12 protein-coding genes are annotated in these 13288 nt (G+C 73.8%); 8 read left to right on the top strand and 4 right to left on the bottom strand.

Annotated features, from left to right (window positions below; all coding sequences use genetic code 11):
- Nucleotides 1-3 precede the first annotated feature (3 nt).
- The 3 genes from VGX25_RS04210 to VGX25_RS04200 all read left to right on the top strand — a co-directional run bounded on the left by VGX25_RS04210 (nt 4) and on the right by VGX25_RS04200 (nt 6403).
- Nucleotides 4-3021 carry an ATP-binding protein gene (locus VGX25_RS04210; RefSeq protein ID WP_326916245.1) on the top strand — a complete coding sequence of 1006 codons (3018 nt, stop codon included), beginning with the start codon at nt 4-6 and terminating at the stop codon, nt 3019-3021.
- 130 nt (nt 3022-3151) lie between these two features.
- Nucleotides 3152-3304, top strand: a complete 153-nt coding sequence (locus tag VGX25_RS04205) for a hypothetical protein (RefSeq protein ID WP_326916244.1) — start codon at nt 3152-3154, stop codon at nt 3302-3304.
- 33 nt (nt 3305-3337) lie between these two features.
- Nucleotides 3338-6403, top strand: a complete 3066-nt coding sequence (locus VGX25_RS04200) for a helix-turn-helix transcriptional regulator (protein ID WP_326916243.1) — start codon at nt 3338-3340, stop codon at nt 6401-6403.
- A gap of 52 nt (nt 6404-6455) precedes the next feature.
- On the opposite strand, the gene VGX25_RS04195 is transcribed toward VGX25_RS04200, so the two are convergent.
- A complete protein-coding gene (locus VGX25_RS04195) occupies nt 6456-7487 on the bottom strand; it encodes a GNAT family N-acetyltransferase (protein WP_326916242.1) in 1032 nt (343 codons plus the stop codon).
- Between the two features lie 197 nt (nt 7488-7684).
- Between VGX25_RS04195 and VGX25_RS04190 the strand changes: the two genes are divergently transcribed.
- On the top strand, nt 7685-8260 hold the full coding sequence (locus tag VGX25_RS04190) for a hypothetical protein (protein ID WP_326916241.1): 576 nt from the start codon (nt 7685-7687) through the stop codon (nt 8258-8260).
- Nucleotides 8261-8267: 7 nt separating this feature from the next.
- On the opposite strand, the gene VGX25_RS04185 is transcribed toward VGX25_RS04190, so the two are convergent.
- Genes VGX25_RS04185 through VGX25_RS04175 form a run of 3 tightly spaced genes read right to left on the bottom strand, consistent with a single transcriptional unit; the run spans nt 8268 to nt 10253 of the window.
- Nucleotides 8268-9155 (bottom strand): peptidoglycan-binding domain-containing protein, encoded by an 888-nt coding sequence (locus tag VGX25_RS04185; RefSeq protein WP_326916240.1) that lies wholly within the window; start codon nt 9153-9155, stop codon nt 8268-8270.
- Between the two features lie 25 nt (nt 9156-9180).
- On the bottom strand, nt 9181-9573 hold the full coding sequence (locus VGX25_RS04180) for a PAAR domain-containing protein (protein WP_326916239.1): 393 nt from the start codon (nt 9571-9573) through the stop codon (nt 9181-9183).
- A complete protein-coding gene (locus tag VGX25_RS04175) occupies nt 9570-10253 on the bottom strand; it encodes a Pvc16 family protein (RefSeq protein WP_326916238.1) in 684 nt (227 codons plus the stop codon). The genes VGX25_RS04180 and VGX25_RS04175 overlap by 4 nt, the downstream gene beginning before the upstream one ends.
- Nucleotides 10254-10479: 226 nt before the next feature.
- Between VGX25_RS04175 and VGX25_RS04170 the strand changes: the two genes are divergently transcribed.
- From VGX25_RS04170 to VGX25_RS04155, 4 genes are read left to right on the top strand one after another with little or no spacing between them, the layout of a single operon-like run.
- Nucleotides 10480-12030 carry a phage tail sheath family protein gene (locus tag VGX25_RS04170; RefSeq protein WP_326916237.1) on the top strand — a complete coding sequence of 517 codons (1551 nt, stop codon included), beginning with the start codon at nt 10480-10482 and terminating at the stop codon, nt 12028-12030.
- Between the two features lie 37 nt (nt 12031-12067).
- Complete coding sequence (locus VGX25_RS04165; RefSeq protein WP_326916236.1) at nt 12068-12529, top strand: phage tail protein; 462 nt, start codon at nt 12068-12070, stop codon at nt 12527-12529.
- Entirely contained in the window at nt 12526-12924 is a 399-nt protein-coding gene (locus tag VGX25_RS04160; protein ID WP_326916235.1) for a phage tail assembly protein, read from the top strand. The genes VGX25_RS04165 and VGX25_RS04160 overlap by 4 nt, the downstream gene beginning before the upstream one ends.
- On the top strand, nt 12921-13079 hold the full coding sequence (locus VGX25_RS04155; RefSeq protein WP_326916234.1) for a DUF6760 family protein: 159 nt from the start codon (nt 12921-12923) through the stop codon (nt 13077-13079). Before VGX25_RS04160 ends, VGX25_RS04155 begins: the two co-directional genes overlap by 4 nt.
- The last annotated feature ends 209 nt before the right edge of the window (nt 13080-13288 follow it).

Genomic DNA, 13288 nt, shown 5'->3' with positions numbered 1-13288 from the left:
AGCATGCCTGACATGCCCCGCCTCGGGTCCGGGATTCCGTTGGTGGCACGCAGCCGGGAGATGGACCGGCTGCGTGCCGCCTTCGAGCAGGCCGCGGCCGGCTCGGCGGGCGCGGTGCTGGTGGCCGGGGACGCCGGCATCGGCAAGACCCGGTTGACCGAGGAGCTGGCGGCGCTCGCGCGGGACAAGGACGCGCTCGTGCTGACCGGACGCTGCCTGGACGCCGGCGAGGCCGGGCTGGCCTACCTGCCGTTCGCCGAGGCGCTGGCCCAGATCCCGGACCGGGCGGAGGCCGTGCGGGCACACCCCGGCGCGGCCACGCTGTTCCCGGAGAGCGTGCTGCCGAGCACGCCCGCGCCCGGCTCGCTGGTCAGCGGGCTGGCGCTGCCGATCGGCGGCGGCCCGGCCACCCGGTCCGAGCAGGACGTCGGCCAGCTGCAGCTGTTCGACGCGGTGCACGGGCTGCTCACCGACCTGGCGGCGGACCGCCCGGTCGTGCTGATCCTGGAGGACCTGCACTGGGCGGACGGGTCGACCCGGCGGCTGCTGGCGTTCCTGTGCTCGCGGCTGCGCGCGCAGCGGCTGCTGATCGTCGGCACGTACCGCAGCGACGACCTGCACCGCCGGCACCCGCTGCGCCCGCTGCTGGCCGAGCTGGTCCGGCTGCCGGCGGTGGAGCGGATCGAGGTGCCGCCGTTCGGCCCGGCCGAGGCGCGCGAGTTCGTCGCGGCACTGGCCGATGGGCAGGTGCCCGAGGAGGGGCTGCGCGAGGTGGCCACCCGCTCCGACGGCAACGCGTTCTTCGCCGAGGAGCTGATCACCTGCTACGTCAACTGCGGCGGCGGGGACACGCCGGCGACCCTGGTCGACGTGCTGCTCTCCCGGGTCGAGCGGCTGAGCCCGGCCGGCCAGCAGGTGGTCCGGGTGGCGTCGGTGTCCGGCCGGCGGGTACCGCACGCGCGGCTGCGTGCCGTGGCGGACCTGGCCGAGGCGGAGCTGGAGGAGGCGCTGCGCGAGGCCGTGCAGCACTACATCCTGGTGCCGGAGGACGGCGAGGTCTACGCGTTCCGGCACGCGCTGGTCCGCGAGGCGGTGTACGGCGACCTGCTGCCCGGCGAGCGGGTTCGGCTGCACGCGGCGTACGCCAGGGTGCTGGCCGCGGAGCCGGGCGCCCGCGGCGCGGCGGCCGCGCTTGCGTACCACAGCATGGAGAGCCATGCGCTGCCGCAGGCGCTGCGCGCGTCGGTCAGCGCGGCCGAGGAGGCGGGCCGGCAGGGCGCCCCGGCCGAGGCGCTCGAGCATCTCGAGCGGGCACTGAACATCTGGCACGTGGTGGCCGAGGCCGACCGTCCGTCCACTGTGGACGAAGCGGCGCTGCTCCGGCGGGCGTCCTGGTACGCCGGCGCCTCCGGCGAGCCAGAGCGCTCGGTGGCCTACGCCCGGTCCGCGGTGGAGCACGCCGACGAGTCCGACCCGGAGACGGCCGCCGAGGCGCACCGCCGGCTGGCCAAGGCGCTGTCCGCGCTGGACGGCAAGGAGGACGAGGCCACCGAGGTGATCAAGCGGGCCTGGGCGATGGTCGCCGGCCGGCCGGCCACCTACATCAAGGCCTGGGTGCTCGCGGTGTACGCGGTGATCGACCGCAGGGCCGACCGGTACGAGCGGGCCAGGGAGTGGGCCGAGCTGGCGGTGCGGGTCGCCAGGGAGGCGAACGCGCCGGGCGCCGAGGCGGACGCGCTCACCACGCTGGCCGCGCTGGACGAGTCGGACGGGCTGGTCGAGCAGAGCCGGGAGCGGCTCATCGAGGCGATGCGCCGGGCCGCCGAGGCGAACGCCCTGACCACCGAGCTGCGCGCCCGGCACTACCTGGGCGTCAACCGGTACGAGCAGGGGCTGCTCGCCGAGGCCGTGCGGGTCGTCGACGAGGGGGTCGAGCGGGCCGAGCGGACCGGTCTGATCTGGAGCGGCTTCGGCCTCGAGCTGCGGGTCATGCAGGTGATCACCCGGTACGTGACCGGCGACTGGGCCGGCGCCGAGGCGGCCGCCGAGCCGCCGGGGCACCGGGTGTCCAGCACCGTGTCGGCGCGCCTGGCCGCGGTCGGCGCGCACGTGATGGTGGCAAGGGGCCTGCTGGCCGAGGCGGCGCGGGCGGTGGCCGACCTGCGCCCCGAGTGGGATCGGGAGCTGCTGATCGCGCTGACCACCGGCGTCGTCGGCGCCGAGCTGGCCGCCTGGCAGGGCAAGCCGGAGCAGGGCCTGGTCTGGGTGCGCGACGCCCTCGAGCACATCCGGCGGGCAGGGGCGCCCTGGCTGCTGGCCGGGATCCGGCTCGGCGCGCTGGGCGCCGCGGCAGCCGCCGACCTGCGGGAGCGCGCCATGGCCCAGCGTCGCGACGCCGACGGCGTGCGGGCGGCGCTGGAGGAGGGCGAGCGGCTGGTCGAGCACGCGCGTAAGACCGCGGAGCTCGGCATGCCGAGGACCGGGACGCTGGGTCCGGAGGGGCGGGCCTGGCTGGCCCGCGCGGAGGCCGAGGCGAGCCGGCTGCACGGGGCAAGCGATCCCGAGCTGTGGCGGACCGCGGTGGCGGCGTTCGGCTTCGGCGCGGTGTACGAGCAGGCGATCTGCCGGTGGCGGCTGGCCGAGGCGCTGTTGCGGGTGGACCGCAGGGACGACGCGGCCACCGAGCTGCGGGCCGCGCACCGGGTGGCCGACCGGCTGGGCGCCCGGCCGCTTCGTGACGCCGTGCCCCGGCACGCCCCCCGCGGGCGGATCGGCCTCGACGACGGCGAGGCGCCGCGGCCGGCCCTGGATCCGTTCACCCCTCGCGAACGCGCGGTGCTCGGCCTCGTGGCGCTCGGCCGGACCAACCGGCAGGCCGGCGCCGAGCTGTTCATCAGCGAGAAGACCGTCAGCGTCCACCTGAGCCGGATCATGGCCAAGCTCGGCGCCAGCAACCGGGCCGAGGCGGTGGCCATCGCCGCCGAGCGCGGTCTGCTCGAGCAGCCGGTGCCGCACTCCTGAGGTGCCTTACTCAGCCGGCGCGCTCGCCTGACGGGATAAGTAAGGCATGGTGGCGGTGAACCGGGGGTGACTGTCCGATGCCGGCCGGTCCGCCTCAGGAGCACTCTTCTCGGCAGAGAGAGTGAGGAGAGTGATCGAGATGCAGTGGACGCCGGAGCTGGTGAAGGCCGAGATGGACTACCGGCTGCAGGAGGCGCGGCACGGGATCACCGTGCGGGCGGTGCGCGCGGGGCGGCGGACGGCCCCCGGTTGGGTCCGCCGGCTGCGCCATCGGCACGGTTAATGGGTAGGCCGACCGGGCCCGAGGTCTGACAGTATGCGGGACGTGCCGAGACTCGGGTCCGGGATTCCCTTGGTGGCACGCGGGCGGGAGATGGACCGGCTGCGTGCCGCGTTCGAGCGCGCCGCATCCGGTTCGGCCGCGGCCGTGCTGGTCGCCGGGGACGCCGGCGTTGGCAAGACGCGGCTGACCGAGGAACTGGCCGCCATGGCCCGCGACAAGGGCGCGCTGGTGCTGGCCGGGCGCTGCCTGGACGCGGGTGAGACCGGCCTGCCCTACCTGCCCTTCGCCGAGGCGCTGACCCAGGCGCGCGAGGCCGTGCCGGCCGACGTGCTGGCCCGGCCGGCGCTGGCCAGGCTGCTGCCGGAGAACGCGGTTCCGGCGATCGCGGACCCGGGCCGGCTCGCACCCGAGCTTCCCGCCGTCGCCAGGGGGGCCGGCGGGCGCGGGGCGAGCCGGCCCGATCAGGACGTCGGCCAGCTGCAGCTGTTCGACGCGGTGTACGGCCTGCTGTCCGACCTGGCCGAGCAGGCCACCGTCGTGCTCATCCTGGAGGACCTGCACTGGGCGGACGGGTCCACCCGCGGCCTGCTGTCGTTCCTGCTGGCCAGGCTGCGCTCGCAGCGGCTGCTGATCGTCGGCACGTACCGCAGCGACGACCTGCACCGCCGGCACCCGCTGCGCCCGCTGCTGGCCGAGCTGGTCCGGCTGCCCGCGGTGGAGCGGCTCGAGCTGGCCCCGTTCGGCGTGGCCGACGCCCGCGCGTTCGTCGGCGCGCTGGCCGAGGACCTGCTGCCGGACGAGGTGGTCCGGGAGGTCGCCGGGCGCTCCGAGGGCAACGCGTTCTTCGCCGAGGAGCTGCTCGCCGCGTACACCGACTACGGCGGGGGCGGGATTCCGGCCACCCTGGTCGACGTGCTGCTGGCCCGGGTCGAGCGGCTCAGCCCCGCGGCCCAGCAGGTGGTCCGGGTGGCGTCGGTGGCCGGCCGGGAGGTGCCGCACGCGCGGCTGCGCGCCGTGATAGGACTGTCCGAGTTGGGCACAGGGGAGCTTGAGGAGGCGTTGCGCGAGGCGATCCAGCACCACATCCTGGTCGTGGTCGGCGACTGGGAGGTCTACTCGTTCCGGCACGCGCTGCTGCGCGAGGCCGCATACAGCGACCTGCTGCCCGGCGAGCGGGTGCGGCTGCACGCCGCGTACGCCAAGCAGTTCGCCGCCGAGCAGGGGACCCGCGGGGCGGCCGCCGCCCTTGCCCACCACAGCATGGAGAGCCACGCCATGGCGCAGGCGCTGGCCGCGTCGGTGGCCGCGGCCGAGGAGGCCGAGCGGCTGGGCGCCCCCGCCGAGTCGCTGAAGCACATCGAGCGGGCGTTGCGATTGTGGGACGCGGTTCCCGAGGCCGACCGACCGTCCGATGTAGACGAACTGACGCTGCTGCGGCGGGCGCTGTGGGTGGCCGGGACGTCCGGCGAGCCGGAGCGGGCGATCGCCTACGCCCGCTCGGCGGTCAAGCTGGCCGACCAGCGCGACGATCCCGAGCTGCAGGCCCGGTTGCGCCGCAGGCTGGCCCAGGCTCTGTACATTTTCGACGGTCGGGAGGCCGAGGCCCGCGAGGTGATCGAGCAGGCGTGGGAGCTGGTCGCCGCGCGCCCGCCGAGCGAGGTGCGAGCCTGGGTGCTCGCCGTGTACGCCACGATCCTGCGCGGCGCGGGCATGCGCGAGGCCGCCAGGGAGCGCGCGGAGATGGCGGTGCGCGACGCCCGAGCGGCCAGTGACGGCACCGAGGTGATGGCGGCCGGCGCCGAGGCCGACGCGCTGACCACGCTGGCCGTGCTGGACGAGGGGGAGGGCCGGGTCGAGGAGTCCGTCGAGCGCCTGCACGAGGCACGGCAGAAAGCGGTCGAGGCGGGCGCGCTGCAGGTCGAGCTGCGGGCCTGGTACATGCTCGTGATCAACCGCTACGAGCAGGGCCACCTCGACGAGGCCGCCAGGGTGCTCGACGCCGGCGTGGAGCGGGCCCGCAAGACCGGGATGACCTGGAGCACCTACGGCACCGAGCTGCGGATCTTCCAGGTGGTGCTGCGCTACGTCAGCGGCGACTGGGACGGCGCCGAGGCCGCCGCCGAGCCGCCGGGGCACCGGGTGTCGGGCACCGTGTCGGCCCGGCTGGCCGCGGTCGGGGCGCCGCTGATCGTGGCGCGCGGCCGGTTCGCCGAGGCCGAGCGGCTGGTGGGGGACCTGCGTGCCGAGCGGCACCGGGACGTGCAGATCGCCATGGTGGTCGGTGCGGCCGGCGCGGACCTGGCGTGCTGGCGCGGCCGGCCGGAGCGGGCCGTCGAATGGGTGCGCGAGGGCCTGGAGTCGGTGCTGCAGGTGTGGGGACCGTGGCAGCTCGCCGGGATCAAGCTGGCCGCGCTCGGCGTCGCCGCGCACGCCGACATCGCCGCGCGGGCGGCCGTGCGGCGGGACACCGAGGCCGTGCAGGTCGCGGTGGAGCAGGGGGTGCAGCTCGCCGAGCACGCGCGCAAGACCGCGTCGCTCGGCGTGCCGCGGACCGGGACGCTGGGTCCGGAGGGGCGGGCGTGGCTGGCCAGGGCCGAGGCGGAGGCCAGCCGGCTGCGCGGGAACAGCGATCCGGAGCTGTGGCAGGCCGCCGTCGACGGCTTCGACTGGGGCGCCGTCTACGAGCAGGCGATCTGCCGGTGGCGCCTGGCCGAGGCCCTGCTGGGGGTAGACCGGCGCGACGAGGCGGCCGACGAGCTGCGCCTCGTCGACCAGGTGGCCGAGCGGCTGGGCGCCCGGCCGCTGCGCGACGCGGTGCGGCGGCTGGCCAAGCGGGGCCGGATCACCCTCGGCGACGCCGCCGTCGCGCGCGACACCGTGGATCCGTTCACCCCGCGGGAGCGGGCCGTGCTCCGCCTGGTCGCGCTCGGCCGGACCAACCGCCAGATCGGCGACGAGCTGTTCATCAGCGAGAAGACCGTCAGCGTCCACCTGAGCCGGATCATGGCCAAGCTCGGCGCCACCCGCCGCGCCGAAGCCGTCGCCATCGCCATCGACCGGGGCCTGCTCGGGGACGGCCCAACCGGCGGCAGTCAGTAGCGGCGTGCCGTGAGACAACGTCCCGACGGCACGTGGGGCTGAGGTCGGACGGTTACGCCGGCGTGGTGACGAGGAGGGCGACCCGGGTCATGTCGTCCTCGCGGCGGGTGGCCATGGGCAGGCCGGAGTTGGCGGCGCTGCGGGAGAAGGCGGGCTCGCCGGGCAGGCACCAGCCGATCATTTCGCGGTGGCCGGCGGCCCTGGCGAGGACGGCGAGCCGGCGGATCATGGCGGCGCCGATGCCGCGGGCCTGCCAGTCGTCCTCGACGAGCAGGGAGATCTCGGCCTCGTCGGGGCGGGAGGTGCGGATGAGCTGGGCAAGGCCGATGACCTCGGTGCCGCACTGGGCGAGCAGGGTGGCGCCGCGGGGCGGGCTGATCAGGCGGTGCAGCAGCCGGCGGGGCAGCGTGCGCAGGCCGGCGTGGTAGCGGGCGAACAGGGTGTGGGCCGAGCAGCGGGCGTGCAGTGCGGCGACGGCGTCGGCGTCGTCGGGGGTGCCGAGGCGCAGCACGACGGCGGCGCCGTCGGGGGTGAGGACGGCGGTGGGGGCGGTGGCCCGGTGCGCGGCGGCGGCCAGAACCTCTTGGAACGCGGCCACCCTGGCCACTTCGACGTCGGTGAACGGGGCCCAGCCGCGGCGGGCCACGAGGGCCAGTCCGGCGCCGGCGTCGAGCGTGACCCGATGGCCCTCGCCGGGTGGGTCGGGGTCGTGCGGCTCGAAGGCGGCCGAGTCGGCGGCCAGCAGGGTGCGCAGCGCGTCGGCGACGGCGGCCGGGTCGTCGAGAACCTGGGCCACGGCGCGCAGTGCGGCGGCCGGGAGGTCGACGAGGTCGTGGACGTCGGCCGGGGTGACGCCGGCGCAGCGCCCGCCCTCGGCGCGGATCTCGGCGATCAGGGTGGCGGGGGTGAGCCCCTCTGGCGTGTGCACGACGAGCTCGTCGACGACGCCGCCGGGCACCGGGAGCACGGACAGGCCGAGCACGTTGCAGTCGCGGGCGGCCAGGCGGGTGGTGATCCGCGCCAGCACGCCGGGATGATCGTCGAGCTCCACCCGGAGCAGCCAGGTCCGCGGGGTGACGTCCATGCGTCCCAGGTTGGTGGCCGACTGTTGCCGACGGGCGACGGGGATGTTTCCGGCGCGTGAGCGCGACGGCCGGTGATCGCCCGATGTGCTGCCCGATCGGTCATCCGCACAGCTCAGGCTGGGGCATAACGTCGGGAGGTAGCCACCGTCTCCGTGACCCCTGAGGGAATGCAATGGTTCCTACGTCGGACTTCCCCGTGGGGTCCGCTGACGTCGACGACGTGCCGCACCAGCCGATCGCGTTCCGGGGATTCCGCTACGTGTTCCCCGACACGCCGGTCGCGACCGCGTCCGTCGACATTGGACACGTCGGGGTGGGGTTCGAGCTGTTCCTGCGCGGTGAGCTGACGGTCAGCGCGCGCGTCCGGCGGTCGCCGGTGGATCAGCGGGCGATCCGGGCGTGCGCGCTCAAGGCGCTGCGGGCGATGGCCAAGGGTGTGATGGTCGGCGGGATCGGCAGCTACGCGCCGACGGTCACCGCGCCGGGGCTGGAGTTCGTCCAGTCCGGCTACCGGTTCCGGGCGCCGGGCACGATGGCGTTCACCGGGACGTGCACGATCGACGTGGCGCGGCGGTGCGACTGCGGCACGGTGGGTGTGGTCGGCGCGGTGGAGTACGCGCTCGAGCTGACCGCCACCCCGGCGCGGATGATCGACGCCGAGCCGGCCAAGGAGCGGGCCTGGTTCCTGCGCCACGAGGAGGAGCTGGCCTCGATCGGAGTGGTCGTCCTTGTCGCCGTCCCGATCGCGCCCGGCCAGCTCGTCTCCCGCTAACGCCGCGCTATTCCGGCAGCTTGGGCGCCGACTGCCAGGTTCCGTCCCACACGCTCTGGATGTACGGGTCGTAGGCGGAGGTGTCGCCGCCGAGGCGCCGGTAGTAGTCGGCGAAGATCGACGCCTGCTCCTCGTAGCCGAAGTCGGAGAACGGCTGACCGACGGCCGCGGCGTCGCGCAGGCCCTGCTCCCCGCCGTAGTCGTAGTCGCCGCCGAGCGCGGACAGGATCAGCCCCGGCACGCTGGCGCCCTGCTGGTACTGCCAGCAGTGGCCGAGCTCGTGGATGAGCCACGCCATGAAGTCGCCGTCCGGTTTGGACAGTGTGCCGTCCGGGAAGGTCACGTAGTCCGGCAGCGTCCTTGCGTAGCCGCCGACGGCCAGGACGCCGCCCTCGGTCAGAACGATCGAGTCGGTGTTGAGCGTGTCGTGGAACACCGAGTACGCCGCGGACACCTCCTCGGCGGTCAGGCCGCGCTCGGTCGTCGGCGCCTCACCGTCCGAGTCGCCGGTGGGACCGGCGCCCTCCGCGCCGTCGTTGCCGCTCGGCGGTGCGCCACCCGCGCCGCCGTCGGGCGCCGACCCGGCCGACGCCCCACCGGCGCCGCCGTCGGACACCGGCGTCCCGGCCGACGCCCCGGCGTCCCCGCCGTTCCCGCTGCTGTCGGCCGGGGCCGACGAGCGGCCGAGCAGCGCGTCCCAGCACGCGGAGTCCACATGGGACCCGCTGGGCAGCCCGTTCTGGTCGCGGAAGTGCGCGACCGCGCTGGCCGTCGCGTCGTCGAACGAGCCGTTCTCGTCCACCACGGTCTGCTGGTAGTTGTGGTTGAGCATCTGCTGGAGATAGCTCACCCATTCCGAGCTGACGCCGGGCGAAAGGTCGGGTTCGTCTGCCATGGTGCGCTCCCTGGTGCGGTGCCGTTCAGCCGCCGATGTCGACCATGCTGACCGCGACGATCGAGCTGGTCGGCGCGGGCGCCGGGTCGTTGCAGGTGTTGACGGTGTCGCCGGCGCGCGCGGCCGGCTTGTTGTTGATCAGTACGGTGGCGCTGCCCTTGATCACGGTGCCGGTGTTGGTCGGCGGGTTGGCGAACGGGCCGCCCTGCGGGATGTGCGGCGGCGCGTTGGTCGCGGTGCTGCCGACCACCGCAGCGGGCTTGCCCTCGATGAGGACGTCGGTGCTGCAGCCGCCGGTGATGGTGCCGGCGAACGGGTGCGGCAGCGGGGTCGGCACCGGACCGCCGGGCGACGGGATGTTGACGATGTGGATGTCCGTGCCGACCACCTTGTCGCCCATCTTGGCCGCCGGGCTCACGTTCCCCCTCCGCTGGTGACCCCGTCCGGGGCGGGCAGCGGGGCCTCGCCGTTGGCGGGCGTGACCTGGCCGTTGGGCGGAGTACGGACCCACTTCTTCGGGCCGGCGGGGGCGAGCGGTCCGGGACTGCGGACCCGCTGACCGGCGTTGAGCGTGATCTTCTCGGCCGGCGGCGCGAGGTCGGTCTCCGGCTCCGGGACGAACGGGGCGCTGATCCGGACCACGAACGCGGCCCGCGCCGGCATGCCGAGGCTGGTCCACAGCCCGCCGGGGTCGGTGTGCGCGACGTTGACGAACACCGGGGCGCCGGCGTGCGCCAGCTCCTCGGGCAGGCAGTCGGCCGGCAGCGTGTCGGTGAAGACCATGGTGCGCAGCGCGATGTCCAGCAGCCGGTGCTCCTCGCTGATCTTGGGGGCGCGCGCGGTCACCAGGTAGGACAGCTCGCAGCGGCGGACGGACTCCTGCCGGGACACCACGGCGCCGCGGGCGTCGCGGACCTCGCTCCAGCCGGACTCCCGGGCGCGCTCGTCGTCGTGCAGCCCGAACAGGAACAGGTCGATGGCCTTGGACGGGCGCTCGGTCTGCCAGGTCGGCTTCGGCGGATCGAGCCGCACCATGGTGCCCTCCGGCAGCGATCGCCCGAGCAGCACGCACAACGCGTCGTCCACCTCTGTGATCACCCGGTCAGTGTCCGGCGGCGCCGGCGGGCGGCACAGGATCGCGCGCCCGTCCTTTCAGTGCGGATCCGTCGCCCGAAGGGGCAACGTCGCGCGCCCAACGCCCCGCCCCGCGGCGGCTGCGGCGGCCGGTCCGAACCGATGAAGCTCTTAGGAGCCTCCCGGCGGGGGGCCTTGTCATCCTGCCGCCGGTGGCGCACACAGGCCCCGAATGAGGGAGATACCCGAGATGGCAAGCAGTTACCTCTCGCCCGGTGTGTACATGGAGGAGGTTTCCTCGGGATCCCGGCCGATCGAGGCCGTGGGTACCGCGGTTGCCGCCTTCGTGGGATTCGCCGAGCGGGGACCCCTGCACGAACCCGTGCTCGTGACGAACTGGACCCAGTTCAAGTCGACCTTCGGCGACTTCGTCGAGGACTACTACCTCGCGCACGCCGTGTACGGCTACTTCCAGAACGGTGGTGGCGTCGCCTACGTCGTCAGGGTCGGGGGTGCTTCGGGGAACGGCTCCGGCAACGGCCAGCCGGGCAACGGCCAGGCCGCCCTGCCGCACGCCGAGCTGCCCGCGGCCGGATCCGAGGGCCGCCCGGCGCTGACCATCTCCGCGCGGGCCGCCGACGCCGGTGACCTCACCGTCGAGGTGGCGCCCGCCAGCGAGGAGGGCGAGGACACCTTCAAGCTGGTCGTCAAGCAGCACGGCCAGCCGGTCGAGACCTTCGACAACGTGACCACCAAGCGCGGGCCCAACAACGTGGCCACCGTGGTGCGGCAGCAGTCGAAGCTGATCGTGATCGAGGAGACCAAGGGCAAGGCCCTTGCGGTGCCCAAGCCCGGCGAGATCGCGCTGGCCGCGCCGGCCCCGTCGCCGGTCGTGATCGAGTCGAAGGACTACGTGGGCAACTCCGCCGACCGCACCGGCTTCGGCGGTCTCGAGGCGATCGACGAGGTCACCATGCTGTGCGTGCCGGACCTGATGGCCGCCTACCAGAAGGGCGCGCTGTCCGAGGAGGACGTCAAGGCGGTGCAGCTGGCCATGATCGCGCACTGCGAGCTCATGGCCGACCGGGTGGCCATTTTGGACACCCCGCCCGGGCTCAAGGCCGAGGACGTCAAGAAGTGGCGGATGGACGTCACCGGGTACGACTCGAAGTACGCCGCGATGTACTGGCCGTGGATCAAGGTCGCCGACCCGGTGGCCGGCAAGCAGGTGTTCGTCCCGCCGAGTGGGCACCTCGCCGGGATCTGGGCCCGCAACGACGCCTCGCGCGGCGTGCACAAGGCGCCGGCCAACGAGGTCATCCGCGGCGCGGTCACCCTCGAGCTGAACATCACCAAGGGCGAGCACGACATCCTCAACCCGATCGCGGTCAACTGCATCCGGTCGTTCCGCGGCCAGGGCATCCGGGTGTGGGGCGCGCGCACGCTGTCCAGCGATCCGGAGTGGCGCTACCTCAACGTGCGCCGGCTGTTCAACTACGTGGAGAAGTCCATCCTGCAGGGCACGAACTGGGTGGTGTTCGAGCCGAACGACCCGAAGCTGTGGGACTCGGTCAAGCGCACGGTGACCATGTTCCTTCGCCGGGTGTGGCGCGACGGCGCGCTGTTCGGCCAGACGCCGGCCGAGGCGTTCTTCGTCAAGTGCGACGAGGAGAACAACCCGCCGGAGAACCGCGACGCCGGCATCCTCACGGTCGAGATCGGGATCGCCCCGGTCAAGCCGGCCGAGTTCGTGGTGTTCCGCATCTCGCAGTTCGCCGAGGGCGCCGGGCTCGAAGAGTGACCGCGCACCCACCCAAATCCACTAAGGAGGATTCGCCATGGCAGGCGGACTAGGCCCGAACCAGCCGAGCGATGCGATCACCGCCGCCCGGTTCTCACTCACCATCGACGGCGTCGAGATCGCCGCGTTCTCCGAGCTGCAGGGCATCACCAGCGAGGTCGAGCCGGTGGAGCTGATGGAGTCGACCGACAAGGAGGTCGTGCTCAAGAAGCTGCCCGGCAAGACCAAGCCGGCGACGCTGGTGCTCAAGCGCGGCAAGAACACCAGCCTCGAGCTGTGGGCGTGGCACGAGGCGGTGCTGTCCGGGAACATCGTGGCGGCGCGCAAGAGCTGCTCGCTGGTCATGTACAACACCGACGGCAAGCCGGTCGCGCGCTACCACCTCGAGCACGCCTGGCCGTCCAAACTGGAGATCGGCGCGTTGAAGGCCGGTTCCAGTGAGGTGCTCATGGAGACCGTCACGATCGTCTCCGAGCGGATCCAGCGGGTGTCGGCGTGACGGCCGTGGCCGAAGCCAGCACGGGATTGCGGACCGAGTACCCGTTCACGTTGCCGCGCGGCTACGTCGACGAGCACGGCCAGGTGCACCGCTCCGGCGTCATGCGCCTGGCCACGGCCCGCGACGAGATCACCACGCAGGCCGACCAGCGGGCCAAGCAGAACCCGGCCTATCTCACGGTTCTGCTGCTGGCCCGCACGGTCACCACGCTCGGGTCGGTGCCCGAGGTGGACCACTTCGTGATCGAGAACCTGTTCGCGTCCGATCTGGCGTTCCTGCAGGACCTGTACCGGCGGATCAACGCCGAGGGACACACCGAGGTCGGGGTCGCCTGCCCCAACTGCGGGCACGACTTCGCGGTGGATGTCGCCGGTGATGCGCCGGGGGGATCGTGACGTACGCGACTGATCGGGTGTGGGAAGAAGTCGCGTACGTGGCCTACTACCTGCACTGGGACCTCGACAAGATCCTCGATCTCGAGCACCCGGTGCGGGAACGGGTGATCTCCGAGATCGGCCGGATCCACACCAGGCTCGGTGCGGAAGACTAAGGGGCTACAGGACATGCGTTGGCCGTTTCGGCGGAAGGGTGCTGCGGCGCCGGACTCCGCCGTGTCACCAATCGGGTCGGCGGGCGCCGCGGAACCGTCCGGCGGGTCGCCGGGCGCCGCGGCGCCGCGGCCGTCCCGGGACTGGGCCACGCTTCCGCCGCTGCCGGTCGCGGTCGCCAGCGCCGCCCCGCTGGTGATCGGCCCGGCGC

The sequence above is a fragment of the Actinophytocola sp. genome (genome assembly GCF_035942955.1).
GTDB lineage: Bacteria > Actinomycetota > Actinomycetes > Mycobacteriales > Pseudonocardiaceae > DASYTH01.
Note: the sequence above shows the minus strand (reverse complement) of the source record. Positions and strands in the feature narration are given on the sequence as shown.